The following is a 26,482-nucleotide window of genomic DNA, read 5'->3' as shown; positions in this document are numbered from 1 at the left end:
GAGCCTGTCCGTTTCGTCGGTCGGAAAGCGTGAGAAGTCCGAAAACGGTCCTGTTACAGCCCGAGCGCTTTCAACAACGGAATCCCGCTCGCCAACGCGCCGAGGAGGTAGCCGCCGATAGCGCCGCCGTTCAGAAGGGGCAGTCCGGCGTGTGCTCGACCCTTCATGACCATCCAGAGGAGGACGACCAGTCCGACGAGGGTCCCGACCATCGCGGTCAGGGCGGGCAGGTTGAGCGCGAGACCCGAAACGAGCGGTTCGGCGGGAGAGAAGAAGGCCGCGCTGGCGACCATCACGGTCGGCATGACGGCGTCGCCGAGGCCGATGAAGAATGCGTCTCGACTGTGGTCTTCGGCGACCGCTTCGCGTTCCGCGTTCTCGCCGCCGTCCATCGCTTCTTGGTTCACCTCGTCCTCGTTCACCGCTCCTTCGCTCGTGGCCTGTACCGTGTCCTCGATGAAGGAGTACGAAAGCGACAGCGGAATCACGAGGATGACGGGTATCTTCAGGTCCATCACGCCCGAGGCGAGCGTCAGCATGTGTTCCGTCCCGTAGACGCTGATGGCGTCGTACACCGCGAGCACCGCGAGCAGGAGGATTGCGGGGAGCAGGCCGAAACTGATGCCGAACAGACCTGCCGCCCCGGCCCCCATCACGACGCCCGCCGAGTCGATGACGTACCACTCGGGATAGAGCAGGAGGGCGACCGAAACGAGCGCGGCGGCACCCCACGCGACAACGTTGAACGCCGTTCCGCCGAGCGTCACGGTTACGACGTCCGGCATCACCACGCTGAACACGTAGAGCGAGAGCATCCCGCTCGTGACGATGATGATGGCGCGGAGAATCCACTCCACGCCGAGTTTGATGACCAACAACATTCCCGCCGTGAAGACGAGGATGACGCCGATGTAGACGAGGCTGTTCGTCGGGTTCGACGGGTCCTCCACCGTCTGGTAGCCCGCCGATTTGAACGGCTCTACCAGCGCCAACGCGCCGAGTTGCACCGCCAGAAAGATGGCGACGGTGAACCCGGAGGCGACGAACTCCCGCGTTCGAGTATCCATACGCGGAGAAGGAAGTGCCCCCTCTTTGCGGTTTTGGGTTCGTCGGGCGACTGGTAGGTCACGAACCGTACACGAAACCGCTAGCGGGCGTACAGTTTCGATCCGACGAGTGTCGCGAGTTGGGTTTCCTCGTCCGGCGACACCGCCACGTACGGTCGCGAAACGGGGCCGAACACGTCGACGACTCGACCGACCGTCGACAGTCCCTCGTCAACCACGTTCGTTCCGATGTTCGGATACTCCTCGCTCGGCGACCGAACGATGGCGAGTCCTTGGGCCGTCCGAACGACCTGTCCGAGTCGCTGCATCAGTTTCGCATGGCCGTGACGTACGCGGCGACGGCCTGAATGAGGTCGTTCTTCGAGGAGTCGTCGGCGTTTTGCACCAAGACCCGGCCACGCGCTTCCCATCCCTCGCGGGAGTAGGCCTTGTCGCGTTCGATGACCGTATCGTAGCCGACTTGTTGTACTGCTCGGGCTATCTCGTCCACCGTCGGGTCCTCGACGGCGGACCGCTCGGGCACCCGCCGCCCCTCGCCGCGGGTCAACGCCGCGTCGATGTAGGCGGGCCAGATGACTATCTCGACCATACCTACCTCTCCACAGTCCCGCGTTAAACGCCTTTTCGTGTCACGCCGAGGGTGGTTCGTCCGTTGATACGGGGCACTCCCATCACTCGGTCGAGCCCCTGCCGAACTGGAACCCTTGCAGCGGACTGCAACCGTGAATTCGATGATTCCGATTTCGGGAACGGGCCTCGGTAGTGGCGAAACGTAGATTTAAGTGGAAAAGACGAATCGATGACTGGTAGAAGAATGGACATTATTTCACACCGGGCGGTTCGCGTGAGCTCATACGTGCTCGCCGGATTGGTACTCGTCGTCGCCGTCCTCGTCGTCGGTATTCTCGATCCGATTCCCGTTCCGGCGGTGCTCTCGTCTCTGGCGAGTGGTACATTGATGAGCGATGATTCCCTTTCGCTAGCTGTTCTCGTCGGATTGCCGTTCGTTCTCGCACTGGTCGTTCTACTACGGTCAGCGTCCCGAACGCCGGTAGAAATCGTTCTCGGCCTGCTCGCCGTCCCGTGTCTACTCGTCGGTCTGTGGGTGGTTTACGACTACGCCGTATCCGCTTCGGGTGTGTATTGGGGCGGTCCGTTTACCATCGCATCCGGGTCGATACTGGCGTTCGTGGTCCTCGTCGATGCTGGACTCTCGTACTTCGTCTGAACGACGATTTCGACGCCACGGTTCCGTTCGAGGGACCTGTAGAAGTAAAAATGGAGGTTGAAAATTTAAACGAACCCTAATTCAGTCGCGACGCGTCAGCAGTCCGACCAGCGCGACGGCGACGATGGCGACGGGAACGCCGAAACCGGGTTGGCCGGAGGACTGCGTCGTCGTGGCGGCGTGCGTGGTCGTGGTCGTCTTCGAGTCCATCGCGTCCGTGGTCGTTTCCGTTTCGTCTGCCGCCGTCGTGGTGACGTTGGCCTGCGCGTACGCCTCCGGGTGGAGCGTCTTCGCCAGTTTCGTGATCGGCGTGACGATTTGCGGGGCGGGTTGGCTCACGTAGTTCGGGTTCAGCGCGACCGTGTTGTTCCCCGTCGCGGCCGGGGTGTCACTGTAGTCCTCGGGGACCTTCGCGCCCGCCGAGACGATGAACCACTCGGGTTGCTGTTCGACGACGACTTCGCTGCTTATCTGCTGATACCCCTCGATTCCGGCTTCCGCGGCGACGTTCGTCCCGCCGGCTTGCGTGATGATGGTGTCCATGAACGTGTCCTTCCCGGCGGTGAACCCGCCGCTCATGACGTACATGACCTTCGGGCTGTCCTCGCCCTCGACGGCCTGATGGATGGTGTCGATACGCTCTTTCATCCACGAGACGGTTTCCTTCGCGCCGCCGCACTCGCCGGTGAGTCGGCCGATGCGTTCGGTCTTCGCGTAGATGTCGTCGATGGACTTCGACTCGCGGAACTTGTACACCGTCAGCCCGGCATTCCGGAGCTTTTTCACCGTCTCGTCGGAGATGACGTTCGGCGCGAGAACGAGGTCCGGGTTCAGCGAGACGACCTTCTCGGGAACGACCGCCGTCATTCCGGCACCCGAGACGTTCGTTTTCGCGCTCGCCCCGTCGAGGTACGCGGAGTATTTGGAGACGCCGACGACCTTCGATTTCCCGCCGATCTTCCACATCGTCTGGGCCGCGCTCGGCGAGAGCGTGACGATTCGGCTCGGTTCCTCTTCTATCGTGACCTTCGTGCCCGTCGCGTCGGTCTTCGTGACCGGGAACGAGCAGGTCTCCTGCGCACCGGCGACGCCCGCGCCGACGCCAACCCCGAGGGAGCCGACGGTCGCGGCGAGGAGCACCAGTGCGGACAGCAGTAGGTGTCGCATACATCGGGCGTCGGCCGTATTCAATAAATATTTATCTAAAGCAACTTCACTTTCAGAGAGATGCGATACGGGACGCGCGTGACGACGTGGTGTGCGGGATTGGCGGCGGCGCTCGTCGCCGTCGTGTTGGTGAGCGCGGCCATCGGTCCGACGTCGCTCTCGCCCCTCGTCGTCGGGAAGGCCATCCTCAACGCGATCGCGATACCGACCGGTCTTCGGTTGGGAACGCGGGCGCTCGTCGTACCCGGTGGATTGACGGTCGGCGTTCCCACCTTCGACTTTCGGTACGGACACCTCTTCTCCTTCGCGGTTCCCCACACCGCACAAATCATCGTCGTTCGGCTTCGACTGCCGCGAATCGCCCTCGCCGGGGTCGTCGGGTTCGCCCTCGCCACCGCGGGCGTCGTGATGCAGGGGTTCTTCCGCAATCCGATGGCTGACCCGTCCATCATCGGCGTCTCCTCCGGGGCGGCCGTCGGCGCGGTTGCGACCATCGCGCTCTCGATTTCGATACCCTTCGCGCTCCCGATCTTCTCGTTCGGCGGCGCTATCGTCGCGGCATTCGCGGTGTACCTGCTGGCGACGCAGAACGGGCGAACGCCCGTCGCCACCCTGCTCCTCGCGGGTATCGCCGTACAGACCCTCCTCGGGGCCGTCGTGTCTTTCCTCCTTCTGCGAAGCGGGCGAAGCCTCCGCGAGGCCGTGTTGTGGCTGATGGGCCACCTCCACAACGCGTCGTGGACGAAAGTCTGGATCGCACTCCCCGTCGCCGTCCTCGGCTTCTGTGTCCTCCTCGCGTTCGCCGCCGACCTCAACGTGCTCCTGTTGGGCGAGGAGGACGCCCACAACCTCGGCGTCGAAGTCGAGCGGACGAAGCGCCTGCTGCTGACCGTCGCCAGCGTCGTCACCGCCGCCGCAGTCGCGGTGTCGGGCGTCATCGGTTTCGTCGGCCTCGTCGTTCCGCACGTCATGCGCCTGTTGGTCGGCCCGGACCACCGGATCCTGCTCCCCACCAGCGCGCTCGCCGGGGCCGTCTTTCTCGTCGCAACCGACACCGTCGCCCGCTCGGCCGTCGGCGCGGCCGAACTCCCCGTCGGCATCGTCACCGCCTTCCTCGGCGCGCCCTTCTTCCTCTACCTGCTCCGCAAACGCGAGGTGCGCTCGCTGTGATTCGAATCGAGGACGTCTCGGTAACGCTCGGCGGCACCGAAATCTTCGACGGCGTGTCGTCCGAGGTCGACGACGGACGGTTCGTCGGCCTGGTCGGACCGAACGGTGCTGGAAAAACGACGCTCCTCCGCGCGATGAACGGCGTTCTGTCTCCCGACTCGGGTCGCGTCCTCGTGGACGGCGAGGCCGTCGGTTCCCTCTCCTCGAAGGCCGCGAGTCGCCGCGTGGCGACGGTGCCACAGGACACCTCGCTCTCGTTCGACTTCGACGTGCGCGACGTGGTCGCGATGGGTCGAAACCCGTACCGAACCCGCTTCGGAAGCGAAATCAGGGAAGCGGGGACCCGAAACGACGGAACGAACGGGAAAGCGGAGACGGACGGGGAAACGGGAACGGACGGGGAAGCGAGAATAGACATGGGAACGGGAACGGACATCGTGGAGCGCGCGATGGACCGAACCGAGGTGTCCTCGTTCGCCGACCGCTCCATCACCGAGGTCAGCGGCGGCGAGCGCCAGCGCGTGTTGCTGGCGCGAGCGCTCGCACAGGACACCCCGGTCCTCCTGTTGGACGAACCGACGGCCAGCCTCGACATCAATCACCAAGTCCGAACGTTCGAACTCGTCCGCGAACTCGTCGCGGACGGGAAAACCGTCGTCGCCGCGATTCACGATTTGAACCTCGCCGCCCACTACTGCGACGAACTCCTGCTCCTCGCGGGCGGGTCGGTACTCGCCAGCGGTTCGCCCACGACCGTCCTCGAAGAGGAAACGCTCCGCGAAGCGTTCGACGCCCGCGCAGTCGTCTCCCGACACCCTGTCACCGGTTCGACGTACGTGACGGCACTGCCCGAGCGACCTGCCGGAAGCAACGGTGAGGACGGTGCGGACGCCAGTAGCGGTCGAGTTCACGTCGTCGGGGGCGGCGGAACGGTCTCGCGTCTCCTCTATCTGCTTTCCGCGGCGGGGTACGAGGTGTCCGTCGGCGTGCTGAACGAGGGCGATTCCGACCTCGAAACCGCACGGCTACTCGGACTCGATACGGTGACGGAGGAACCCTTCGCACCCATCGGGGCGGACGCGCATGCCGCCGTGGAACGCCGGATCCGTTCGGCCGACGTGACCGTCCTCGCCGACGTGGAAATCGGGGCGGGCAACGTGGCGAATCTGGAAGCCGTCGCCGACGCCGAATCGGTCGTCGTCGTGGAAGAACGTCCCTTCGAGGAGCGAAACTACGCCGGGAGCGATGCGGCGGTGCGGTACCGGGCGCTCTGTGAGCGAGCGACGGTCGTCTCCCCGGACGATTTGCTCTCCGCGGTTTCCGACGCTGTGTGACTCTCTGTGCCCAAGCGGGATGGGTTTGCGTCGGAAGTCAGGTTCGATTCGCGTGGCGTCGCTGAACCAGTTCGAACAGCATCAGGGCGGCGAAGGTGCTCGCCGCGAGCATGACGATGGCCGCGACGCCGACCGGAACGGACGGCGCGATGACCGCCGCGGTTCCGAGGAGGGCACCCGAAAGGAGCGCCGTGAAAAACCGTTTGATGCCGCTGAGCGAGGCGAACGTCTGTGCGACCGTCGGGTCCAGACCGACGATTCGCGACCAGACGACGTACAATGAAACGACGGCGAGAAACGAGAGCGCGGCGACACCCAACAACAGAAAGAATGCGTCTAACTCCACGTGGGATTGACCCTGTTGATACTCATGGCGGAGCGTCAACACATAAGTCTATCGAAGGTTTTCACGGAAAGCAAGTGAGAGAGTGCCGTGTGGGTCTACGATCTCCCGGGATGAGAACTTACGTGGGAGGATTGGTGACACTTTGGGAGGAAGCCAACCTCCCGCCAGAGCCTCCGGCGCCGCCGAGATTCACGTTCACACTGACACCTGAACGCGCCCGAGTCAGGAAGGGGCGCATCTTACCGTAGGATACTCGCCACCTTTGTTATACGCCGACTAAACGGTCGAAAATCCGATCGTTTTCGCGCGAAACCCAACACGTCCGGGAGTCGTTTTTATCTGACTCGAACCCTGACGTCCGGTATGAACCTCGCGGACAGCGCCGTGATCGTCGTCGGAAGTGGCTTCGGTGGGCTTTCGACCGCGTGTTATCTCGCCGATGCGGGCGCGGACGTGACGGTCCTCGAAAAGAACGAACAGCTCGGCGGGCGCGCGAGCAGGCTGGAGGCGGACGGGTTTCGGTTCGACATGGGACCCTCGTGGTACCTCATGCCCGACGTGTTCGAGCGGTTCTTCGGGCACTTCGACCGCACGCCGGGCGACTACTACCGTCTCGAACGACTCGACCCGCACTATCGCATCTTCTTCAAAACCGACGGCGAGGAAACCGACGCCGTCGATATCCTCCCCGAACTGGAGAAGAACAAGGAACTGTTCGAGTCCATCGAACCGGGCGCTGGCGAGGCGTTGCAACGCTATCTCGACCAGTCCGAGCGGAACTACGGCGTCGGGATGGAACACTTCGTCTACACCGACCGCTCCCGGTTTCGTGATTACGTCTCGATGGACGTCGCGAGAAACGCCCGCGGCCTGAACCTCCTCGGTTCGATGCAGGACCACGTGGAGGGGTACTTCGATAACCCGCGACTCCAGCAGATAATGCAGTACACGCTGGTCTTCCTCGGCGGGTCGCCGAACAACACGCCCGCGATTTACAACTTAATGAGCCACGTGGACTTCAACCTCGGCGTCTACTACCCCGAAGACGGCCTCGGCGGCGTCGTGGACGGCATCGTCGAACTCGCCGAGGAGTTGGGCGTCGAGTTCCGAACCGACTACGAGGTGACGGACATCACGGGCAACGAGGGGGACTTCTTCGTCCACAGCGGCGACGAACGACTCGCCGCAGACCTCGTGGTGAGCGACGCGGATTACGCTCACACGGAACAGGAACTCCTCCCGCCGGAGTCCCGGCAGTACGACGCCGACTACTGGGAGTCACGGACGTACGCGCCGTCGGCGTTCCTCCTGTATCTCGGCGTCGAGGGAGACGTGGAACCGCTCGCCCACCACACGCTCGTCCTGCCCGAGAACTGGAACGACCACTTCGAGGAGATATTCGACGACCCGTCGTGGCCGGACGACCCCGCCTACTACCTCTGCGTGCCGAGCAAAACCGACGAAACGGTGGCACCCGAGGGCCACAGCAACCTGTTCGCGCTCGTTCCCATCGCGCCCGGACTCCCCGACGGCCCGGCGATACGCGAGCAGTTCCGCGAAAAGCTGTTGGACGACATCGAGGCAAACACGGGCGTTTCGCTCCGCGACCGCATCGTCTTCGAGAAGTCCTTCTCCGTCTCGGAGTTCGCCGACCGCTACAACAGCACGAAGGGAACCGCGCTCGGACTCGCCCACACGCTCCTGCAGACCGGGCCGATGCGTCCCGGCCATCGCTCGCCGAAGGTCGACGGCCTGTACTTCACCGGATCGTACACGACGCCCGGCATCGGCGTCCCGATGTGTCTCATCGGCGGTCAGCACACCGCAGACGCCATGGTCGAGGATTACTAACTTCCACCGTGCTCCGTTCCCTCCTCACGCTGTCGCGGCCGCGCTTCTGGCTCTATCTCGCCGGGCCGGTACTGGTAGGCCTCACCTACGGCGCGTCCACCGTCAGCGATCTGCTCTCCCCCATCTCGGTCGCCCTCTTCGTCTACTTCCTCCTCCCGGCCAACGTCTTCCTCTACGGCATCAACGACGTGTTCGACGCCGACGTCGACGAGGGGAACCCGAAGAAAGCGGAGCGGGAATCGCGGTATCGCGGCGACAGGGCGGTTCCGATTGCGGTCACGGTTTGTGCCGCCCTCGGCGTCGGATTCCTGCTCGTCACGCCGTCCGCGGCGTGGCCGTGGCTCGTCGGCTTTCTCGTCCTCGGTGCGGAGTACTCCGCGCCGCCACTCCGGTTCAAGACGACGCCGTTCCTCGATTCGATCTCGAACGGACTGTACGTCCTTCCGGGTGCGGCGGCTTACGCCGCGCTGTCCGGGACGCAACCGCCGTTCCTCGCCGTGACCGGCGGATGGCTCTGGGCGATGGGGATGCACACGTTCTCCGCGATTCCCGATATCGACCCCGACCATCGCGCCGGGATTCGAACGACGGCGACGGTTTTGGGCGAGTCCCGAACCCTCGCCTACTGTGCGAGTTGCTGGCTCCTCGCGGCGGGCCTGTTCGCGCTCCTCGACGTTCGCGCCGGAGCGCTTCTGCTGGCGTATCCCCTCCTCGTCGTCGTGTGGGTCGCCCGCGACGTGAACATCACGCGCGCTTACTGGTGGTATCCGGCCATCAACACCGCCGTCGGGGCCGCCCTGACCGTAGGCGGTCTGTGGGGTGTCCTCCGTGGATAGACGCGCTGCGGAGGCGCGGTTTTCCGCGCTCGTCCGCGAGAACCGTTTCACCATCGCCGTCGTCTTCCCGCTCATCGGTGCCCTGCTGTTCGTGGTGGGTTACGAAGCGTGGGTTCCCGCGTGGCTCGCGCGAAACCCCTTCCTCATCATCTTCGGGACGCTCGTCATGCGCTCGCCGCTCGTCGCCGGGTTCGCGCCGCTCGTGGACCGGCGGGCGGGTATCGCGCTCATCCTGCTCACGGCGTACACCTATCTCATCGAGTTCGTCGGCGTGACGACGGGCTACCCCTACGGCGATTTCCACTACGTCCTCGAACTCGGGCCGATGCTGTTCGGGACGGTTCCGGCGGGACTACCCGTGTTCTTCTTCCCGCTCGTGCTGAACAGCTACCTGCTCTGTCTCCTTCTCCTCGGTCCGCGGGCGGACTCGCGGTTCGCCCGATTCGCGGCCTCGCTCGCCGTCGTCGTGGTCATCGACCTCGTGTTGGACCCGGCGGCCGTCGCGCTCGGTTTCTGGGCGTACGCGGACGGCGGGGCGTACTACGGCGTCCCGCTCATGAACTATCTCGGCTGGATCGTCAGCGGTGCCGTCGCGGTCGGGTTGGTCGAACTCGGCTTCGACTGGCGGGCGCTCCGCGACAGGCTCGACGACTGCGAGTTCATGCTGGACGACATGGTGAGCTTCGTCATCCTCTGGGGCGCGATGAACGCCTACTTCGGAAACTGGATTCCGGCGGGTATCGCCGTCCTGTTGTTCGTCGGTCTCAGGAGAATCGACCGGTTCGACTTCGCCGTCTTCCGACCGACTGGAACGTCCCGCTGAGCGCGAAATAGAGGAATGAGGGAACCCGTTCAGTTTCGATAGCCGACGAGGAGGCCGAGGGCGATTCCGACGCCGAGGGCCGCGAGCGTCCGCCGCGAATCGGAAAACCGCACGAATCGCGTTCCCTCGGGCGATACTTCGAGCGCGCCGACCGGCCCTGCCCCCGCGCCGCCGCCCATTCGACTGCCGTTCGTGCCCCCGACCCCACCGAACCCGTAGCCGACCTTCGCGACGGGGATGATCGTTCGATTGCCGATCTGTATCGGTGTTCCGTACACCGTTTCGACCCCCACGTTTCGACGGAGTTGCCGGAGCAGGGCTTCGAGTCGTTCGAATGCGTCCATATTTCCCCGAAAACGAAGGAGGGACAAATGATTTCGGATGCCATACTATCCATTCCGAACAACATCTGACTAATGTGGACAATATGGCACAAATAGGTACATATATGTTCTATCACCACCATCGGTGAATTGTGGCGAGGTCAGCGTTGTCGTGACATATCACACGTCATCCATCAACTACCCACACATCAACACATCGCACAACACGTTTCCTTGCCACTTATCGGTTAGTTTTTTTGTGCCGCTCGGCGCGACCCTGTACCCATAGTCCGACGCCGAGCGACCAGCATCCGACTCCGAGACCGAGAAGCCCCACCGAGAGCTGCTTCCGTGGATTTCCGAGTGCCTCCTCGACCGGCACAACGTGAACCAGCACGTCCACTGCCGCCGCAACCGACGTCGCGCGTCCGAAAACGGTAGCGATCCCGACGATGACGAGCGGGAGTGAGACGACGATCGTCGCCGCTCCGAAAACGATGGCGATCGCTCCGGCCCGGTGGGTCGCTTCTGGGTCGAGCATCGGCCGTCCCGGGAGACGACGCCGATTACCTTAGAGACGACGCCAAGTCCGTTACGTTGCCCGCTCACCCTCGCCGATACCAGACGAGGACGGCGAGGACGAGAATCAGCGCGCCGCCCGCGAAAAAGAGTACACCGGGCGGAATTCCGGCACCCGACGCGCTTTCGGCGACGGTTCGCGTCGTGGTCGTGGCCGTGTGCACCGTCGTCGTCACATCGTGTGCCGCCGTCGTCGCGGCTTCAGCGGTGGTTCGGGCCGCTTCGTGGGTGGTTCCCCCGTCTCCGCCCGCCGCGTGGGTCGTCGTTGCCCCATTTCCGGCGCTACCTCCCGAGCCAGCATCCGCCGCGGTCGTCGCCGCCTTGTCCCCGCTGTCGGAGCTCCCACCGAACTTTGGGAATATTGGGCCGATGAGCGGCTTGTTCGTGGCGAGTCGCTGCACGACGAGGCTCGCCAGTCCGAGGATTCCGAGGCCGCCGAACAGGTTCGAGAGGGCGGATTTCAACCCGACCGTGTCCGATTCGTTTCCCGCAAAGAGGACGAGCGGTTCCGCCGTCGGCGCGTACACCTTCATCTCCCGACCCTTGCTGGAGTAGGCCGTGTCCGCGACTTCCACGAGATTTCCCTCTTCCAACTTTCCGAGGTGGTACTGGACGTTCTGGAGCGACGTCTCGACGCGGTCCGCGATGGTCGCCGGCGTCGCCGGCTCTTCGTACAGTGCAGCGAGGATGTCGCGGCCGGTCTGTGAGGAGAGCGCCGCGACCAGCGCGTCCGCCTCGTCGCTGTCGACGCCGACGACTCGCGGGTCGCGGTCCTCGTCCGCGACGGAATCGACGGTGGAGGGCAGGAAGTCGACCATACCCTACCATCCCAACCGGGGATTATAACCTTGCCCGACGAAGCCGTTCCACGTATTTTATTACGACCCGCTGGAAACGCATGTGTCGGTAAGCGAAGAAATGGACGGCGACGACAACTCGTTACGAGTGCTGTTGCAGATACTCTCGGAACCTCGCCGACGCTACGCGTTGTACCATCTCCGGCGGCACGAGGAGACCACCGTCACCCGTCTCGCCGACAACGTCGCGGGGTGGATGGACGCGGAGCGGAGCGAACCCCTTTCGGGACAGGAACAGGTTCACATCTACACGGAACTCCACCACACGGACATCCCACGGTTCACCGCCGCCGGAATCGTCCGCCTTCACGAGCAGGAAGAACGGGTGGAGGTCGTCTCGTTCCCCGACGTTCTCTCCGACCTCCTCGACGTGACGCTCGAATTCGACGACGGCGCGATGTGAACGCCGCCCGCCGTTTTATACGCGGTCTAAACCCGCCGCCGGGGGGGGGATTTTCAGACGGCAGTCCGTAGACAGGGGGATTGAAGGACCGTTTTCGCCTCGATAGGGATATGAGAGCGTTCGCTCCTGGAAGCGTGACGGCGGTGTTCGCACCGGCCGAGTCAGCCGACGAATCGAGAGGCGCGAGCATGGCCATCGAGGACGGTATCGTCGCGTCGGTACGGTCCGCGGACGAAACCGAGATACGACTCGACGGCGAGACGACGGAGTTCGACCCCGTCTCCGGCGTCCTCGACGGGTTGGGGCTCTCCGCCCGCGTGGACCTCGAAGCCGAGATTCCCATCGGATGCGGCTTTGGCGCGAGCGGGGCGGCCACCCTCGCAACCGCGCTGGCGGCGAACGAGGAGTTCGACCTCGGGCGTTCGCGGGAGGACCTCGTCCAGGCGTCGCACGTCGCCGAAGTGAACGCCGGAACCGGACTGGGCGACGTGTTCATCCAGACGGCCGGCGGCGCGTTGATGAACAAGGGGTCGGGCCGCCGCCGCTGGGAACCGTCCGACGTCATCGAGTACGTCTCCTTCGGCGGGATGGCGACCAGCGAGACGTTGGGCGACGCCGACCTGATGGCGCGAATCGGACGCGTCGGCGGAAAGACGCTCGACGGACTTCCCCACGAACCGTCCTTGGAACGCCTCACGCGGGACGCGTGGGCGTTCGCGCGGGAAATCGAACTGCCGACGGAGCGGATCCGGGACACCGTGGCCGAGGTGGAGGCCGCGGGCGGTGCGGCGAGCATGGCCATGCTCGGGGAAACCGTCTTCGCCGTCGGCGTCGAGGACGCCCTTCCGAACCGAACGAACGTCTCCTTCGACGGCGCACACTTGCTATAAATTCGCCGTCGAATTTTTGCCGTTCGACGGCGTGTCTCTATCGGCTATGGCCGACACAGCGGCGTCCGATGCGTCCGCGCACGACGACGAATCGGCACATCACGAACGGAGTCGATGGCCCATCGTCGGCGCGGCCGGTGCAGGAGCCCTGTACCTCGGCATCGCGCTCGCGATACTGGGTACCGTCTCGGACGTATTTCCGCAAATCGCCGGCGTCGCCCTCTCAGTCGTCGGATTCGTCGTCCTCGTCGTCGGACTCGCCGGGTGGCTCGACCAAGCCTATCTCCGGAACTACTGGCAACGGGGGACGAGCAAGCGGAAGAAATACTCCTACGAGGCGACGATGGTGACGTTCCTGTTCACCGACCTCGGAACGTTCGGCGCGGTGTTCACCTACTACTTCTTCGTTCGCGCCGGGACCTGGCCGCCGACGGAACTTCCCGACGTGCTGACCTCGCTCCTCCTCGTCAACACGACGATTCTCGTCCTGAGCAGTTTCACGCTCCACTTCTCGCACATCGCGCTTCGAAAGGGGAAGCGAAACCGCTTCCTCGCGCTCCTCGGCGTCACCGTCGTCCTCGGGGTCGGTTTCGTCGCCGGGCAGGCCTACGAGTACTACGACTTCATCGTCGGAGAGGGTTTTTCGCTGACCTCGGGACTGTTCGGCAGCGCGTTTTACGGCCTGACGGGGCTGCACGGCCTTCACGTCACGCTCGGCGTGATTCTGTTGTTCGTCCTCCTCGGGCGGGCGTTGCGCGGCCAGTACGATTCGGAGCGGGACACGTCGGTCAGCACCGTCTCGATGTACTGGCACTTCGTGGACGCCGTCTGGATCTTCCTCGTCGTCGTGTTGTACGTCGGGTCGAGCGTGACGGGGTGAACTCTCAGTTCCGCGCCGGTTCGACGAAGAGGAGTTCGTTCCCCTCCGGGTCGAGCGCGATGACTTCGACGCCGTACTCCCGTTCCTGCGGTTCGGACGCGAACTCGACGCCGCGAGCGTGTAACTCCTTATAGGTCGCGTGACAGTCGTCCACCTCCAAGCCGATCATCGGGTTGTGGCCGACCACGCGTTCGTATCGGTCGGCGTCCCGGCCGTCGAACCAGTCCGGCGACCTGAGGATGATGTGGACGCCCTCGCGTCCGGCGGGCGCGACGGTGAGCCATCTGTCCTCGCCCATCTCGCTGTCCTCCTTCTTCTCGAAGCCGAGCGTCTCGGTGTAGAAGCCGAGGGCTTTTTCCTGGTCTCCGACTATCAGCGCGAAATGCGTCACCCGGGAAACGTGCCCGGTCGATTCCTGTGTCATGGTTCCCCCGGTGAACGAACGACGGGTACCACGATATACGCGAGCCTCGGGTCGAAATTCGACCCCGAGCGAGGTCAGCGATTCGCCTCGCGTGCGCGCTCCTCGCGTTCGAGGAGCTTTCGGTACAGCGGCGGCGTGAGAATCCCGAGCGCGCCGAGGAGGATGGACACCACGCCGAGCGGAAACAGGAGTGGGTCCACGGTGAGACACGGGTTCGCGGAGGAGATGGTCACGTACCGGGTCGTCCCGCCGGACGTGATCAGAACGCCCCGCTCGAACGCTTGCCGATGGACGAACCGGCCGTTGACCTCGCCGATGTCCCGCGGATTTTCGAGCGCGTCCTCGAACGCCCGACGTTCCGCGGGCGAAAGCTCCTCGATTCCGAACCGTCGGAGGGGATCCTCCCGCGTCGCCGCCGTCAACTGCTCCGTCGCGCCGGGTGAGTAAACGACGATGGACGGGCTTCCACAGAGGTTCAACTGGGATTGGACGACTGCGTAGCCCCCCAGCGTCCCGCCGGCGATGCCGACGGCGACGAGGAGCGTTCCGAAAAACGGCGCGCCGTAGGTCAACAGCGTCTCGGAGAGCGGACTCTCGTCGTCGATGGGTTCCGCGTGGCGCTCGCCGTCGCTCATCAGCTAACCCCCCAGCGTTCGGCGAGGTACTCGAACGTGGCGGACAGTCCGAAGCCGTAGAACCAGTGAGCAATGAGGACGAACACACCGTACGCGAGGAGTTGAAGCCCGGTCTGGCCGGTGTAGAATGCCAATCCGAACCCGGCGGAGATTATCGTGGCGAACGCCAATCCGGTGACGATGCGCGGACCGCCCGGAAGGTACTCGGCCAAGACGGCGAACAGGAGCGCCCACGTCGTCATACCCCCGATGAGAAAGAGGAGGTAGCCGACCACGACGCTCTGCTCGCCGATGAATCCCGCGAGGTCCGAGAAGGAAGAGAGGTCGAAGACGCCGAGAATCGTCGCGGTGAACAGCACGCCCGACATGAGCATGGTCCCGACGAGCCCGCCGATGGCCGCCGCGCCCGCGATGCGCGGAAGCGTGTTGACCAGCGGTTCGACGCCGACGAGGATGTTCGGACTCCCTTCGCCGGGGACGCTCGTCGAGGAGGGTCGGGTCGTCTCGGGTTCGGTCGGTTCGATGCCGTATTTGGCCTCCAACCGCCGTTCGAACCACTGCCACTCGCGGGTAAACTGGTGGGTGCGTTTCAGGCCCCACACGTCGGCGGTTTGGACCGGCGTGCCGTTCCAGTACGACCAGAGCATGTTGTAGAGCCACAACAGCACCGAGATGCCGATGAGGTACGCCCCGATGGTGGCGACCTGCTGGAACGGCACGAACTCGGGCGGGTAGACGGCGTAGCGTCGCGGGAGACTCAACAGGCCCATGATGATGAGCGTCCCGAAGGTGACGACGGACCCGACGACGAACAACAGGGACTGAAACAGCGCGAGTTGTCGGTCGTACATCCGCCCCGTCAGGATGGGGTACCAGAAGTAGCTCGCGGCGACCATCATGAACGGGATGATACCCATCAGAATCATGTGGAAGTGACCGACCACGTAGTAGGTGCCGTGGAAGACGATGTCGACGGGGATGGCCGCGAGGAAGACGCCCGTCACGCCGCCGACGACGAAGGTGCCGATGCTGCTGATACAGAGCACCATCGGTGCCGTGAGCCGAACCCGCCCCGACCAGATCGTCGTTATCCAGTTGAACGTCTTGATGGCGCTCGGCACCGCGATGGCGATGGAGACGGCCATGAAACTCGCGCGAAGGCGCGGGTCGATGCCCGTCGTGAACATGTGGTGTGCCCAGACGCCGAACGACAGGACGCCGATACCCATCGTGGAGTAGACGATGAACTTGAACCCGAACAGCTTCCGGCCCGCGAACTTCGGGAGGATGAAGCTCATCAGGCCCGCCGCCGGGAGGAAGATGATGTACACCTCCGGGTGGCCGAAGAACCAGAACAGGTGTTGCCAGAGGAGCGGTCCGCCGCCCTGCGGCGCGTAGAACGTGGTTCCCAACACCCGGTCGAACAGGAGCATGATGGCGGCGCTGCCGAGCAGCGGGAAGGCGAAGATGATTATCCCGCTCGTCACGAGGATGTTCCAGACGAAGATATCGAGGGAGTCGAACCCGATGTCCTCGGCGCGTTCGTAGAAGATGGTGACGATGAAGTTGATGGCCCCGAGGGTGGTCGCGATGCCGGACAGGTGCAGGCCGAGGAGCAGGAAGTCGACCTGCGGGTTCGTACTCTGGGTGGAAAGCGGCGTGTACAGCGTCCACCCGAGTTCCGGGTCCCGGAGCGTCCAGAAGAATTCGAAGAGGGGTCCGTGAACGCCGAACAGTCGGAGGAACTGCCCGACGACCTGTGCGGGAAGGCCGCCGCGAACCAGGAGTAACGCGGGCGGCAGGAGCCAGAACCCGATGGCGTTCAGGCGTGGGAACGCCATGTCGTCCGCGCCGATGAGCAGCGGGAGAAAGTAGTTGGCGATGCCGAAGAACACCGGCGTGACGAAGAAAAACAGCATCGTGAGACCGTGTGAGGTGAACAGCGCGTTGTACGTCTCGGTGGACCAGATGCTCGCGGTGGGCGTCAGCAGTTCCGTCCGCATCATCATGGCTTCGATGCCGCCCCAGAGCGCCGCGAACGTCCCGAAGACGATGTACAACGTGCCGATTTCGCGGTGATTCGTCGTCGTCGTCCAGTGGGTGATCCCTCGCCACACCGAAGCGAGGTCGAAATCGAACTCGCGCTGCGCGGGATAGCCGCCGTCCGGTTCCGCGGCCCGTCGGTGCGACCGTCGCGCGAGCAGCCAACACCCGGCGACGACGAGGAAGAGCGCGGTGAACTCGACCAACGCTCGATTCACCATCGGAACCCCTCCCGGTAGCGTTCGCTCGTCCCCCTCCCCTCGTGCATACTCATTCGTGTCAATGGCGATCACGATAAAGGCGCAGGGCGCGTTCGCCATTTCTGACACATAAAATACAGTTCACCGAGCGCACGATAGCTATATCCGCACGTCTGTTGACTCGGGAACGATGCGAGTTCGTCGCAGGGGTGCATCTCGGTGGGGGACGCTGGTGTGCCTGTTCGTCGTCTCCGGAATCGCCGCCATCGAACCAGCGGCCGCACAGTCGGTCAACAAACGGCTCATCGACTCGCTCAACTTCCAGCTCGCCTACGTGGCGCTGCCGCTGACGCTCTTCGTCGAAATCATTCTGGTCTACGCGGTCTTCCGGTTTCGGAACAACGACGATCCGCTTCCGACGGCGGAAGACCCGCCGCTGGAAATCACGTGGACGATCGCAACCGCCATCATCCTGCTATTCGTCGGCGTCGCCGCGTTCACCGTGCTGACGAGTCCGTACATCACGCCGACCCAACCGTCGGGCGGCGCGGGGGCGGACGGCGGCGCGAGGGCGGGCCTCGCCGACGCCGCGAACGGGAACGACGCCGTGACGGTTCGCGGCCTCGCCTACCAGTGGGGATGGCAGTTCGACTATCCGGGGACGAACGTCACGACGCACGACGAACTCGTCCTCCCGGCACACACCGACGTCTACGTTCGAATGACCTCGGCGGACGTGATTCACTCCCTGTTCGTCCCGCAACTCGGGGTCAAACAGGACGTGTTCCCCAGTAAAACGACGGTGATTCACACGCGCGTCTTCGAACCCGGAACGTACCGCGGTTACTGCGCCGAGTTCTGTGGGACCGGTCACGCCCGCATGCGAACGGAGGTTCGCGTCCTCCCGAGGGACGAGTATCGGCAGTGGCTCGAAAATTCGACGGGGAACGACAACACGACGGCGAACGACAGTTCGACGACGAACGGCAACGCGACCGAATAAAAGGATTCTCGGCGGTCGAGTTACGCTTCGTCGCTGTCCGAGATGTGAACGTTTTCGAGCGTCAGGCCGATGTTCTTCAGCGTCACGTTCACGTGGCCGACCTCGTAAGTCTTCCCGTCGAAGGAGACGTGGAGGCCGTCGATGGACATCGTGGAGCAATCGAGCGTGTACTGTTGCTGGTCGATGTCGAGGTTCGGGAATCCCGGCCCGGACAGGGTCGTGTCCGCGACGGTTATCGTGGCGTCGCTGATGGTGATGTCCTGTCCACCCACTTTCGTGACGGTGCTGTCGGTGGCCTGTCCATCGGCGAGCGCGACGCCCGCGCTTGCGCTGAGGAGGAGGGCGACTATCGACATGGTTGCGAGGAGTCTCCGTGGTGTGACTCTCATGGTACTCCCTCCTCCGACGCCAAGGGGAAAAAACGGCGCAGATAGTTGCGACGGTTCTGTCGAGTCCACGGTCGTTCATTGACGCACCGAAACGTTTGAAAGAACCGTCAAAATGCCTGGTAATGCCTTTCTGAGCGTTTTAGCGTCCGATTTCGAACGACCGAGAATCGACGAAAAATCGTGCGGTCGTAGAGTATTCGTTCCCCGAGTATAGGGTCGTCCTACCCGAAAAGCACCGGACGCCCCCAATCGGAGTGCACTCACTGTCGGCGGTGGGCGACCCGTCGACTCTTCGTTCCCCTCTCGACTGACAGCGATTCACCGTGCAACTGCGTCTTTCGGTAGGACGCCGTGGAACTCAATCGTCCGCCTGTCCACCGAGTTCGAATCGCTGGACCTTCCCACTCGTCGTCCGCGGGAGCGTCCCGACGAACTCGATTTCGCGCGGATGTTTGTAGGCCGCCATCGTCTCCAAACAGTGCTCGCGCAGTCGGTTCGCGTCCGGTGTCACGCCGGTGGTCGGAACGACGTACGCCACGATGGTTTCGCCGCGTCGCTCGTCCGGTTTCCCGACCACGGCCACCTCGGACACGTCGGGATGGTCGTAGAGCACTTCCTCAACTTCCTGCGGATAGACGTTGTAGCCCGCGGTCACGATGCGGTCCGATTTCCGTCCCAGAACCTCGTAGTAGTTGTCCTCGTCGCGGCGCACGATGTCGCCGGTCTTGAAGTAGCCGCCGTCGGTGAACGCTTCCTCGGTCGCCTTCGGTCGCTCGTGATAGCCGGCCATGACGTGTGGCCCGCGGACGAGCAGTTCTCCCGCCTCGCCCGGCGAAACCTCCTCGCCCCCCTCGTCGACCACCAAACAGTCCGTCGCGCGAAACGGCTGTCCGATGGTGCCCGAGCGCGGCCCGAACGTCGCGTTGATTCCGGCGTGCGTGCCGCCACCCGTCTCGGTCAATCCGTACGCCTCGAACAGTTCCACGCCGACGCCGTCCTCGAACGTCTTTTGAACCGGCGTCGGCATCGTCGCGCCACCCTCCATCGACTCCTTCAGGCTCGACAGGTCGTACTCGCCGAAGGACTCGTGTTCGACGATATCGACGTACATCGCGGCGACTGCTCCGAACTTCGTGATCCGTTCGGCCTCGATGGTCGCCATCGCATCCTCGGGATCCCACGACTCGGAATCGCGGAGAAACACGCTGGCACCCCGAACGAGGGGTTGCCACGTCCGGTTGATGAACCCCGCGATGTGCGACAACGGCAGAACCGACAGAAACCGCTCCTCGTCGGCGTCGAGGACCGTTCGCTCGAAACCCATGAACGACTGCGCCCGGAGGTTTCGATGGGTCAACAGGACGCCTTTCGGTCGCCCCGTCGTGCCGCTGGTGTACGGTTGCATCGCCACGTCGTCGGACGTTCGCTCGGCGACGAACGGGTCGTCGTCCACCGCTTCGAAGGGGACTTCCTCGCTCTTCACCTCATCGTCCCTCCCCGTCTCATCGTCCTCTCTTCCCACCTTCTCGTCCTCTCTTTCGTCTCCCGCCTGTCGCCCGACGACCAGCGGGTCGGTATCGACCTGCCGTATCGCATCGAAGGCGGTCCCGCGGAGCGATTCGTCCACGACGACGGCCTTTGCGTCGCTGTCCTCCAATCGGTAGGCGACTTCCCGCGTTCGATACTGGGGGTTCATTGGGACGAACGGCGTCCCCGCCTTCAACGCGCCGAGGGCCGCGACGACGAACTCCGGACAGTTGGGGAGAAAGAGCGCGATTCGGTCGCCGGGGCGAAACCCACGAGCGCGTAATCCGCCCGCAAAGCGCGCGGAACGGTCCCGAAGTTCGGCGTGCGTGTACCGTTCTCCGTCCGTTTCAAGCGCGAGTTTTTCGAGGTGGCGCTCCGCCGTTTCGTCGTACAGTCGCGCGACGTTCCCCGTCCGGGACGCGACCGAAAACGAGTCTGCCTTCATGCGAACAGGCCCGGTACACGCCATAAAAAGCGCGGAGCATCGTTCATCCGAGGGAGCCGTTTTGGACCGATTTACGCCCACTCTTCCATCAAAGCAGGGGACCCGTATCCTCCGTTCGTCGCCGAAGCGGGAACCTACGGATCTGAACGACCGGACCGATTTACGTCGGTCGTGGTCGTTCACTCCCCGATGCCCGACGAGATGGCAACGACCGAGGCGGGAACGAACGGATCGTACGTCGTCCGGCAGTACGAACCGGACGACCGCTCGGGAGTGTTGGCGCTGTACGAGACGGTGTTCGGCGACCGTCGAGGCCGCGGCGAGTGGTTCGATTGGAAGTTCCGGGACAACCCGTATCTGTCACACGTCCCGATCTGCGTCGCGGAGCGGAACGGGGACATCGTCGGTGCCCGGCCAAGCCTTCCGATTCCCCTCTCGGTCGGCGGAACGCGCGAACTCGCGTTAGTGCAGGTGGACCCGATGGTTCACCCGGACCACCGCCGACAGGGGTTGTTCACCCGGATGGCGAGACACGTCTACGACTACTACGGCCCGCGAGAACCGTCCATCGTCGTCGGATTTCCGAACGAAGCCGTGAAATCGGGATTGGAGAAGTTGGCCGACAAACTATCCCTCCGAGACGGCGTTCTCACGGACTTCACCGAACACTACCGCGTCCAGAACCCCGCTGCCCTGACCGATTCGCCGATTGCGAACGCCGCGCTCCCCGCGATTCGAGGCTACCTCGCCACCTGCGATCGGTTGTTTTCGTCGGTACCGGACGCGATCATCGACCGCTACGACGACCTCCATCCGACCATGCTCGCCGACATCGCCGCCACGCAACGAACCTCCCTCGCCCACGCCGTGCGCGACGAGGAGTTCTTCGCGTGGCGATTCCGAAACCCCCGCTACGAGTACACCACCTACGTCCACCGTGGGGAGGGCGGCCCGGTTGCCATCGTCGTCGGCGAACAGCAGGGGACGGACCAGACCATCGTTCACATCTCGGACGTGCTCCCGGTTTTCGGAGGTACGCCGCGAAATCGGGCTCTCTCCGCGCTCCTCGGACACGTCCTCTCGGTGTACCGCGACGCCGACGTCATCGTCGCGGCGGGAACCACGCTCCCCCGGTCCGTACTGGCGGAACACGGATTCCTGCCGACCGACCGGTTCCCGCTCTCGCGGTTGACCTCCGCCTACTGGTTCTCGGCCCGCCCCGTCGGCGGTTCCGGCGAGGAGTGGACGGTCAACGGACGACGACTGGCCGATGAGGAAAATTGGAACTTATCGTTCTGCGAGTTGGAAGTCGGGTGAAACTACCGTTTACACCGTTGTTCAACTCCTCCAAAAACTCACCGTTCACCAAGTAGTTCGTCGAAAAGTAAGCCGGTGGAGGGATTTGAACCACGGTCGTTCCACTCACTTCGTTCGCTTCACTCCCTGATTCCAATCCCTCCAAAAACTTACCGTTCACCAAGTAGTTCGTCGAAAAGTAAGCCGGTGGAGGGATTTGAACCCTCGGCCTATTCCTTACGAAGGAATCGCTCTAGCCAGTCTGAGCTACACCGGCACGCTCACTACGTTCGCGTGCGTGGGGCGTCTAACTGCATTACAACGTAGACACCACGGAGTGCATAAGGGTTGCGAAACGCCCGCGCCGTGTAGCGTTAATTCATCCCGCTACCGCGTCAATCGCACGTCCAGACAGACGTTGAGTTCGTGCGGCGCGTACGATCGCACCGACTGCCGCGTCTCGACCGAGACGTCGTACTCCGACTCCGCTGCCGCGCGAATCGCCTCCTCGCCCGGTCCGAACGGGTCGTCCTCGTGTTGAATGTCGTAGTAGTGAACGATGCAGTCATCGCCCGCGAGGCGAACCGCCGTGTCGAGGAACTCGTCCGCACTGTGCGGGAGGTTCATCACGAGGCGGTCGGCCCAGTTTTCGTACTCCACCGCCGTCTCCTGAACGTCTCCGCAGATCGCCGTCACACGGTCTTCCACCCCGTTCCGGCGAGCGTTCTCGCGGAGGTACTCGATGGCAACGTCGTTCACGTCCGCGCCGACAACCGTCGCGCCGCGTTTCGCGAACGGAACCACGAACGGCCCTACGCCCGCGAACATGTCGAAGGCGCGTTCGTCCGGTTCGACCTGCTCGGCGACGCGATGGCGCTCCGTGGCGAGTCGGGGGGAAAAGTACACCCGCGCGACGTCCAACAGGAATTCGCAGCCATATTCGCGGTGAACGGTTTCGGTACCGTTCCCGGCCAGCACGTCCCAGTCGCGCACGCGAGTCTCGCCTTTCACCTTCGACGCGCGGTTGAGCACCGTCCCGACCGGGAGGGAGGAGGAAACCACCGCTTCCGCGATTTCGCTCGCCCGTTCGGGGTCCTCCTCGTCGATGAGGACGATTTCGCCCAGTCGCTCATAGCTCGGTTCGAAGCCGAGGATGTCCGCGGGCATCTGCTGCGTCGTCCGCGTGGGGAGGTCGTGACTGACCACCTCGAACTTCTCCGACACCGCGTCGGGGTCCGTGACCGGGATGTAGAGCCAGCCGTCCTCGACGACGATTTCCACCTCGTCCACTATCAGATCCGACTCCGCGAGTTCGCGGCGCGTCGCTTCCCCCCGTTCTCGTTCGACGCGCACGCACGGTACGTCCATACGTCATGGTTGCCGGAACCGGGCGTTAACGCTGACGCTTCGGGTCGCACCGCTTAAACGTCCCTCATTCCAACACCCTGCATGCTCACCTTCATCGGACTCGGCCTGTACGACGAGCGCTCGATAACCGTCGAGGGCCGCGAAGCGGTCGCGGACGCCGACGGCGTCTTCGCCGAATTCTACACCAGCAAACTCATCGGTGCCGACGTGACCGACCTCGAAGCGTTCCACGACACGGCCATCGAGGTTCGAGACCGCGCCGGCGTCGAACAGGACCCCGAGGACATCCTCGCCGCCGCCGAGTCGGGCCACGCCGCCTTCCTCACCGCCGGCGACACGATGATCTCCACTACGCACGTCGACCTCAGACTCCGCGCCGAGGACCGCGGTATCGACACCCGTGTGATCCACGCGCCGACCGCCGAATCCGCGGCCAGCGGCCTCACCGGATTGCAGAACTATCGCTTCGGAAAAGCCACCACGCTGCCGTTCGAGTACGCACACGGCGCGGACGGCCTCCCTGCCAGCGTGACCGACGTGCTGGACGACAACCGCGAGCGAGGCCTGCACACGCTCGTCTACCTCGACATCAAAGTCGGTTGGAATCCGAGAAACGGAGAGGAAACCGAAGACGAGTACATGACGGCGAGCCACGCGGCGGAACTCCTCGCCGACGGCTACGACGACGTCCTCGCCGTCGTCGTCGCGCGTGCGGGAAGCCCCGACCCGCTGGTCCACGCTGACCGACTCTCGGAACTCGCGGCCGGCGATTTCGGCGACCCGCTACACCTCCTCGTCGTTCCGGGCGACCTCCATCACATCGAAGCGGACGCGTTGGGATCGCTCGCGGACGCACCGAGCGACTTGCTCGACGTCGCGTAGAACGGTTCGTTTTCTCAATTTCGGCGCGTTCGGTAGCGCCGCCGCTCACGGATTGAGTGCGCGAAAAATGAATTAGTTTTCGTCAGTCGAAATCAGACTCGGTGTCCGATTTAGTTCTCTCGGCGGAGCGCGAGGAGCGCGGCCGCGAGGAGTGCAACGACGGAGATTGCGACGCCGAATCCGGGCTGACCATCGTCGTTCGAGGTCGTGGTGGATTCTTCCGTGGACGAGGTGGTCGTCTTTTCGGAGGACGAGGTGGTCGTCTTTTCGGAGGACGAGGTGGTCGTCTCCGAGGACGAGGTGGTCGTCTCCGAGGACGACGTAGTCGTCGTGGTCGTGGTCGTCGTGGTCGTGGTCGTCGTGGTCGGCTCGTTCATGTCAGCATTCACGGTGCCGCTGACTTTGGAGTCGTCGTAGCCGGACACTTGGACGTCGAATTCCGTGGCGTTGTCGTACTCGCTGAAGTCGAACGCAGCCGTGAACGTACCGTCACTGTTGACGGTGACGTCGTTGTTGCTGTAGAACACGCCGGGGCTGTTAGCGACGAGCGTCAGTTCCGTACCGGGTGCGAGGTTCGTCTCACCGGAGATGTTGTACTCGCCCTGCGGAACGGAGAGGTCGCTGCCGCCGTTGACGCTAATTTCCGTGTCTTCGACCGTGAAGCTGGTCGAGACGGACTCGCTTCCGCTGACGAGTTTGTAGCTCTTCGAGATGGTGAAGGTGGCTTTCCAGTCGCCGGTGCCGTCTCCTTCCTCGTCAGCGCCCGTGAGCGTGCTAACCGGGATGACAGCGTAGAACGTCTCGTTCTGGCCGTCCTTCTCGATCGTGAAGTCGCTCGCGTTGAGCGTCGTCGCTTCGCGGTTGGCTTCTGCGTTGCTGCCCGTCTCCTTGACCGTCAGTTCCATCGACGTGACGTTGTTGGTGCCGTCAGCGTCGAGCGGAGTATCCTCAAGGATACCGTAGATACCGTTCGTGTCCTTGATCTGGACGACAACGGTGTCTTCCGTCGAGACAGTGTCTCGCTGGCTGACCGAATCGATCAGGTCGCTGAGGTCGTCGTAACTTCCGCTGGGGCGGATCCACGTCTGAGCGCTGCCGGTGCTTCGGGCACCGATCGAAAGCGATGCGACACTCTTCTCGTCTTTCTTACCGTCGATCCACGTGCTGATTTCGTAGGAACCCTGGCCGAGTGGGCCTGGGAGTGCCTCGTTGTCGTTCGAGACAGTAACCGTGTCGTCACTGTCTTCGGCCGTATAGAGGACCTCGTCAGTGTTGTCAAGGACTCCGTCGTCGTTAGCGTCGTTGTCAGTTTTGTACGTGTTAAGGTAGAGCTTCACCATACCATCGCCATCTTCGTCAGTGACGGTGGCGTTGATCTGGAAGAAGTCCGAGGAGTTCTCACCGATCTGAACCTGTGCCGTGTCGGTATTGTCGAGTTTCACCGGGATGACTGCGATGTCACCCTGCGGGACATTGACGACGCTCGAATCGAACGAGGATTCTGCGTCACCAACGTCCTTGACGGTGAGGTCGGACTCGGCGGTGATGCCCGTTGCAATGTCCTTCACTTCGACGGTGTACGAACCGGCTTCGTACGTCTCGAACGTGAAGGAAACCTCACCATCGCTACCGATTTTGTCGTCCATCGTCTGAAGTTCCTTGCCGTTGTCGTTATACAGCGTGGCCATGACGTCACGGCCGCTCTGGTACGCCGACACGGTGGCGGTAACGTTCTTGAGGTTCGTGGAGTTGTCAGCGCTGACGTCGAGACCGAGGTTGTCGAGGCTGACTTCAGCTTGGCTTCCACCGCCGATGGTGAAGTTGTAGCTCGACCCCGTGTTCAGACCTTCGGTGTCGAAGACAGCGACCTTGCTGCTGGCACCCGTGCCGAGGCGTCGGGTGTTGAAGTCATCGTCGTCGGAGGAGACTTCATAGCTCTGGTCGGTCGAATCGGCTAGAACTGCTATTTTCTCACCAGCGTACGCATTGAGCGTCGAGGTACCATTCTGGACCGTGGCGGATGTCGTCGTGATGGAGAAGTTCGTTCCATCCACTTCGAGCTTCGCGTCGCCGCTCAGGTCTGCGTTAGCGCCCGAGAGACTGAAGTTAACCATGTTGCCCGAGACGGAGGACGTGTTGGACACTTCAGCTCCCGTACGGTCGTAAACCTTGAACGAATAGGAACTCGGATCATTCTTGAACAATACCTCAACGTAGTTGTTACCATTGGTTGAGAACTCCACAGGTCCTTGTTCGACGCTGGGAGATGCAGCAGCAGCCGAGCCTGCGAACGCCATGGTGCCGGCGAAGACCGACAGCACGAGCATCGCGGTCAGCGCGAGGCTGCGAACCTTGTTATTATTTCCTGTCATGCTTTCTCTTTGTTTGTTTCTCGTACGGCGACACGTTCTTTCCCACGACCGTGTAGACATTCCGTCCGACCCGAACCGACCCGGGAGGAAGTGGTACTCCATTTGCCACCATGGGTAGGGGTACAGGAAGAACGTTAGTCCCTT

At 63.3% G+C, this 26,482-nt stretch carries 27 protein-coding genes and 1 tRNA gene; 12 read left to right on the top strand and 16 right to left on the bottom strand.

Annotated features, from left to right (window positions below; all coding sequences use genetic code 11):
* Positions 1 to 53: 53 nt before the first annotated feature.
* The 3 genes from ACGYLY_RS07765 to srp19 form a co-directional block, all read right to left on the bottom strand.
* A complete protein-coding gene (locus tag ACGYLY_RS07765) occupies positions 54 to 1,067 on the bottom strand; it encodes a presenilin family intramembrane aspartyl protease PSH (protein WP_395282221.1) in 1,014 nt (337 codons plus the stop codon).
* A gap of 80 nt (positions 1,068 to 1,147) precedes the next feature.
* Positions 1,148 to 1,375 carry an H/ACA ribonucleoprotein complex subunit GAR1 gene (locus tag ACGYLY_RS07760; protein WP_231183840.1) on the bottom strand — a complete coding sequence of 76 codons (228 nt, stop codon included), beginning with the start codon at positions 1,373 to 1,375 and terminating at the stop codon, positions 1,148 to 1,150.
* Complete coding sequence (gene srp19 / locus ACGYLY_RS07755) at positions 1,375 to 1,656, bottom strand: signal recognition particle subunit SRP19 (RefSeq protein ID WP_231183839.1); 282 nt, start codon at positions 1,654 to 1,656, stop codon at positions 1,375 to 1,377. The genes ACGYLY_RS07760 and srp19 overlap by 1 nt, the downstream gene beginning before the upstream one ends.
* A gap of 255 nt (positions 1,657 to 1,911) precedes the next feature.
* On the opposite strand from srp19, the gene ACGYLY_RS07750 reads away from it, so the two are divergent.
* Entirely contained in the window at positions 1,912 to 2,295 is a 384-nt protein-coding gene (locus tag ACGYLY_RS07750) for a hypothetical protein (protein ID WP_395282222.1), read from the top strand.
* Positions 2,296 to 2,376: 81 nt separating this feature from the next.
* Here ACGYLY_RS07750 and ACGYLY_RS07745 read toward each other — a convergent pair whose 3' ends face one another.
* On the bottom strand, positions 2,377 to 3,462 hold the full coding sequence (locus tag ACGYLY_RS07745; RefSeq protein WP_395282223.1) for a PGF-CTERM-anchored ABC transporter substrate-binding protein: 1,086 nt from the start codon (positions 3,460 to 3,462) through the stop codon (positions 2,377 to 2,379).
* A gap of 60 nt (positions 3,463 to 3,522) precedes the next feature.
* Between ACGYLY_RS07745 and btuC the strand changes: the two genes are divergently transcribed.
* Positions 3,523 to 4,632 (top strand): vitamin B12 ABC transporter permease BtuC, encoded by a 1,110-nt coding sequence (gene btuC / locus ACGYLY_RS07740; protein ID WP_395282224.1) that lies wholly within the window; start codon positions 3,523 to 3,525, stop codon positions 4,630 to 4,632.
* On the top strand, positions 4,629 to 5,966 hold the full coding sequence (locus ACGYLY_RS07735; RefSeq protein WP_395282225.1) for an ATP-binding cassette domain-containing protein: 1,338 nt from the start codon (positions 4,629 to 4,631) through the stop codon (positions 5,964 to 5,966). The genes btuC and ACGYLY_RS07735 overlap by 4 nt, the downstream gene beginning before the upstream one ends.
* Positions 5,967 to 6,003: 37 nt before the next feature.
* Here ACGYLY_RS07735 and ACGYLY_RS07730 read toward each other — a convergent pair whose 3' ends face one another.
* Complete coding sequence (locus ACGYLY_RS07730; protein WP_395282226.1) at positions 6,004 to 6,312, bottom strand: hypothetical protein; 309 nt, start codon at positions 6,310 to 6,312, stop codon at positions 6,004 to 6,006.
* Positions 6,313 to 6,675: 363 nt separating this feature from the next.
* Here ACGYLY_RS07730 and ACGYLY_RS07725 point away from each other — a divergent pair, with 363 nt between their 5' ends.
* From ACGYLY_RS07725 to cruF, 3 genes are read left to right on the top strand one after another with little or no spacing between them, the layout of a single operon-like run.
* Positions 6,676 to 8,163, top strand: coding sequence for a phytoene desaturase family protein (locus ACGYLY_RS07725; protein ID WP_395282227.1), 1,488 nt, complete (start codon positions 6,676 to 6,678; stop codon positions 8,161 to 8,163).
* A gap of 8 nt (positions 8,164 to 8,171) precedes the next feature.
* Entirely contained in the window at positions 8,172 to 8,999 is an 828-nt protein-coding gene (locus tag ACGYLY_RS07720; protein ID WP_395282228.1) for a prenyltransferase, read from the top strand.
* Positions 8,992 to 9,822, top strand: coding sequence for a bisanhydrobacterioruberin hydratase (gene cruF / locus ACGYLY_RS07715; protein ID WP_395282229.1), 831 nt, complete (start codon positions 8,992 to 8,994; stop codon positions 9,820 to 9,822). The genes ACGYLY_RS07720 and cruF overlap by 8 nt, the downstream gene beginning before the upstream one ends.
* A gap of 29 nt (positions 9,823 to 9,851) precedes the next feature.
* Here the strand turns inward: cruF and ACGYLY_RS07710 are convergent, their stop codons facing one another.
* The 3 genes from ACGYLY_RS07710 to ACGYLY_RS07700 form a co-directional block, all read right to left on the bottom strand.
* A complete protein-coding gene (locus ACGYLY_RS07710; protein WP_395282230.1) occupies positions 9,852 to 10,166 on the bottom strand; it encodes a spore germination protein GerW family protein in 315 nt (104 codons plus the stop codon).
* Positions 10,167 to 10,386: 220 nt separating this feature from the next.
* Positions 10,387 to 10,686, bottom strand: coding sequence for a hypothetical protein (locus ACGYLY_RS07705; protein WP_395282231.1), 300 nt, complete (start codon positions 10,684 to 10,686; stop codon positions 10,387 to 10,389).
* A gap of 64 nt (positions 10,687 to 10,750) precedes the next feature.
* On the bottom strand, positions 10,751 to 11,542 hold the full coding sequence (locus ACGYLY_RS07700) for an ArsR/SmtB family transcription factor (RefSeq protein ID WP_395282232.1): 792 nt from the start codon (positions 11,540 to 11,542) through the stop codon (positions 10,751 to 10,753).
* A gap of 82 nt (positions 11,543 to 11,624) precedes the next feature.
* Between ACGYLY_RS07700 and ACGYLY_RS07695 the strand changes: the two genes are divergently transcribed.
* The 3 genes from ACGYLY_RS07695 (at position 11,625) to ACGYLY_RS07685 (ending at position 13,754) form a co-directional block, all read left to right on the top strand.
* Positions 11,625 to 11,984, top strand: coding sequence for a hypothetical protein (locus tag ACGYLY_RS07695; RefSeq protein ID WP_231183824.1), 360 nt, complete (start codon positions 11,625 to 11,627; stop codon positions 11,982 to 11,984).
* Positions 11,985 to 12,094: 110 nt separating this feature from the next.
* Complete coding sequence (locus ACGYLY_RS07690) at positions 12,095 to 12,874, top strand: GHMP kinase (protein WP_395282233.1); 780 nt, start codon at positions 12,095 to 12,097, stop codon at positions 12,872 to 12,874.
* Between the two features lie 46 nt (positions 12,875 to 12,920).
* A complete protein-coding gene (locus ACGYLY_RS07685) occupies positions 12,921 to 13,754 on the top strand; it encodes a heme-copper oxidase subunit III (RefSeq protein ID WP_395282234.1) in 834 nt (277 codons plus the stop codon).
* A gap of 4 nt (positions 13,755 to 13,758) precedes the next feature.
* Here the strand turns inward: ACGYLY_RS07685 and ACGYLY_RS07680 are convergent, their stop codons facing one another.
* From ACGYLY_RS07680 to ACGYLY_RS07670, 3 genes are all read right to left on the bottom strand, one after another.
* A complete protein-coding gene (locus tag ACGYLY_RS07680; RefSeq protein ID WP_395282236.1) occupies positions 13,759 to 14,178 on the bottom strand; it encodes a VOC family protein in 420 nt (139 codons plus the stop codon).
* Positions 14,179 to 14,252: 74 nt separating this feature from the next.
* On the bottom strand, positions 14,253 to 14,813 hold the full coding sequence (locus ACGYLY_RS07675; protein WP_395282238.1) for a hypothetical protein: 561 nt from the start codon (positions 14,811 to 14,813) through the stop codon (positions 14,253 to 14,255).
* The gene (locus tag ACGYLY_RS07670; RefSeq protein ID WP_395282239.1) at positions 14,813 to 17,077 is read right to left on the bottom strand and encodes a DUF6789 family protein; all 2,265 of its coding nucleotides are present in this window, start codon (positions 17,075 to 17,077) and stop codon (positions 14,813 to 14,815) included. Before ACGYLY_RS07670 ends, ACGYLY_RS07675 begins: the two co-directional genes overlap by 1 nt.
* Positions 17,078 to 17,246: 169 nt before the next feature.
* Here ACGYLY_RS07670 and coxB point away from each other — a divergent pair, with 169 nt between their 5' ends.
* Entirely contained in the window at positions 17,247 to 18,059 is an 813-nt protein-coding gene (gene coxB, locus ACGYLY_RS07665) for a cytochrome c oxidase subunit II (protein ID WP_395282240.1), read from the top strand.
* A 20-nt stretch (positions 18,060 to 18,079) separates the two neighbouring features.
* Here the strand turns inward: coxB and ACGYLY_RS07660 are convergent, their stop codons facing one another.
* Both ACGYLY_RS07660 and ACGYLY_RS07655 read right to left on the bottom strand, forming a co-directional pair.
* Positions 18,080 to 18,448 carry a hypothetical protein gene (locus ACGYLY_RS07660; protein WP_395282241.1) on the bottom strand — a complete coding sequence of 123 codons (369 nt, stop codon included), beginning with the start codon at positions 18,446 to 18,448 and terminating at the stop codon, positions 18,080 to 18,082.
* A 358-nt stretch (positions 18,449 to 18,806) separates the two neighbouring features.
* Positions 18,807 to 20,420 carry a class I adenylate-forming enzyme family protein gene (locus ACGYLY_RS07655; protein WP_395282242.1) on the bottom strand — a complete coding sequence of 538 codons (1,614 nt, stop codon included), beginning with the start codon at positions 20,418 to 20,420 and terminating at the stop codon, positions 18,807 to 18,809.
* A gap of 189 nt (positions 20,421 to 20,609) precedes the next feature.
* On the opposite strand from ACGYLY_RS07655, the gene ACGYLY_RS07650 reads away from it, so the two are divergent.
* The gene (locus tag ACGYLY_RS07650; RefSeq protein WP_395282243.1) at positions 20,610 to 21,737 is read left to right on the top strand and encodes a GNAT family N-acetyltransferase; all 1,128 of its coding nucleotides are present in this window, start codon (positions 20,610 to 20,612) and stop codon (positions 21,735 to 21,737) included.
* A gap of 181 nt (positions 21,738 to 21,918) precedes the next feature.
* On the opposite strand, the gene ACGYLY_RS07645 is transcribed toward ACGYLY_RS07650, so the two are convergent.
* Together ACGYLY_RS07645 and ACGYLY_RS07640 are read right to left on the bottom strand one after the other, a co-directional pair.
* Positions 21,919 to 21,993, bottom strand: a tRNA-Thr gene (locus ACGYLY_RS07645).
* A 110-nt stretch (positions 21,994 to 22,103) separates the two neighbouring features.
* The gene (locus ACGYLY_RS07640; protein WP_395282244.1) at positions 22,104 to 23,084 is read right to left on the bottom strand and encodes a class I SAM-dependent methyltransferase; all 981 of its coding nucleotides are present in this window, start codon (positions 23,082 to 23,084) and stop codon (positions 22,104 to 22,106) included.
* Between the two features lie 81 nt (positions 23,085 to 23,165).
* On the opposite strand from ACGYLY_RS07640, the gene dph5 reads away from it, so the two are divergent.
* A complete protein-coding gene (gene dph5, locus ACGYLY_RS07635; protein ID WP_395282245.1) occupies positions 23,166 to 23,966 on the top strand; it encodes a diphthine synthase in 801 nt (266 codons plus the stop codon).
* Positions 23,967 to 24,076: 110 nt separating this feature from the next.
* On the opposite strand, the gene ACGYLY_RS07630 is transcribed toward dph5, so the two are convergent.
* Positions 24,077 to 26,338, bottom strand: a complete 2,262-nt coding sequence (locus tag ACGYLY_RS07630) for a BGTF surface domain-containing protein (RefSeq protein WP_395282246.1) — start codon at positions 26,336 to 26,338, stop codon at positions 24,077 to 24,079.
* Between the last annotated feature and the right edge of the window lie 144 nt (positions 26,339 to 26,482).

The organism is Haladaptatus sp. CMAA 1909 (genome assembly GCF_043952005.1).
In the GTDB taxonomy this organism is placed as follows: Archaea; Halobacteriota; Halobacteria; order Halobacteriales; family Haladaptataceae; genus Haladaptatus.
The sequence above is the reverse complement of the archived record's forward strand: the minus strand, read 5'-3'. Positions and strand labels throughout refer to the sequence as shown.

Bases quoted from the DNA above. Each gene is read 5' to 3' on its own strand.
- ACGYLY_RS07765 (WP_395282221.1), bottom strand. From the start codon at position 1,067: ATGGATACTCGAACGCGGGAGTTCGTCGCCTCCGGGTTCACCGTCGCC.
- ACGYLY_RS07760 (WP_231183840.1), bottom strand. From the start codon at position 1,375: ATGCAGCGACTCGGACAGGTCGTTCGGACGGCCCAAGGACTCGCCATC.
- srp19 (WP_231183839.1), bottom strand. From the start codon at position 1,656: ATGGTCGAGATAGTCATCTGGCCCGCCTACATCGACGCGGCGTTGACC.
- ACGYLY_RS07745 (WP_395282223.1), bottom strand. From the start codon at position 3,462: ATGCGACACCTACTGCTGTCCGCACTGGTGCTCCTCGCCGCGACCGTC.
- btuC (WP_395282224.1), top strand. From the start codon at position 3,523: ATGCGATACGGGACGCGCGTGACGACGTGGTGTGCGGGATTGGCGGCG.
- ACGYLY_RS07725 (WP_395282227.1), top strand. From the start codon at position 6,676: ATGAACCTCGCGGACAGCGCCGTGATCGTCGTCGGAAGTGGCTTCGGT.
- ACGYLY_RS07710 (WP_395282230.1), bottom strand. From the start codon at position 10,166: ATGGACGCATTCGAACGACTCGAAGCCCTGCTCCGGCAACTCCGTCGA.
- ACGYLY_RS07705 (WP_395282231.1), bottom strand. From the start codon at position 10,686: ATGCTCGACCCAGAAGCGACCCACCGGGCCGGAGCGATCGCCATCGTT.
- ACGYLY_RS07700 (WP_395282232.1), bottom strand. From the start codon at position 11,542: ATGGTCGACTTCCTGCCCTCCACCGTCGATTCCGTCGCGGACGAGGAC.
- ACGYLY_RS07690 (WP_395282233.1), top strand. From the start codon at position 12,095: ATGAGAGCGTTCGCTCCTGGAAGCGTGACGGCGGTGTTCGCACCGGCC.
- ACGYLY_RS07685 (WP_395282234.1), top strand. From the start codon at position 12,921: ATGGCCGACACAGCGGCGTCCGATGCGTCCGCGCACGACGACGAATCG.
- ACGYLY_RS07680 (WP_395282236.1), bottom strand. From the start codon at position 14,178: ATGACACAGGAATCGACCGGGCACGTTTCCCGGGTGACGCATTTCGCG.
- ACGYLY_RS07675 (WP_395282238.1), bottom strand. From the start codon at position 14,813: ATGAGCGACGGCGAGCGCCACGCGGAACCCATCGACGACGAGAGTCCG.
- ACGYLY_RS07670 (WP_395282239.1), bottom strand. From the start codon at position 17,077: ATGGTGAATCGAGCGTTGGTCGAGTTCACCGCGCTCTTCCTCGTCGTC.
- coxB (WP_395282240.1), top strand. From the start codon at position 17,247: ATGCGAGTTCGTCGCAGGGGTGCATCTCGGTGGGGGACGCTGGTGTGC.
- ACGYLY_RS07660 (WP_395282241.1), bottom strand. From the start codon at position 18,448: ATGAGAGTCACACCACGGAGACTCCTCGCAACCATGTCGATAGTCGCC.
- ACGYLY_RS07655 (WP_395282242.1), bottom strand. From the start codon at position 20,420: ATGAAGGCAGACTCGTTTTCGGTCGCGTCCCGGACGGGGAACGTCGCG.
- ACGYLY_RS07650 (WP_395282243.1), top strand. From the start codon at position 20,610: ATGCCCGACGAGATGGCAACGACCGAGGCGGGAACGAACGGATCGTAC.
- ACGYLY_RS07640 (WP_395282244.1), bottom strand. From the start codon at position 23,084: ATGGACGTACCGTGCGTGCGCGTCGAACGAGAACGGGGGGAAGCGACG.
- dph5 (WP_395282245.1), top strand. From the start codon at position 23,166: ATGCTCACCTTCATCGGACTCGGCCTGTACGACGAGCGCTCGATAACC.
- ACGYLY_RS07630 (WP_395282246.1), bottom strand. From the start codon at position 26,338: ATGACAGGAAATAATAACAAGGTTCGCAGCCTCGCGCTGACCGCGATG.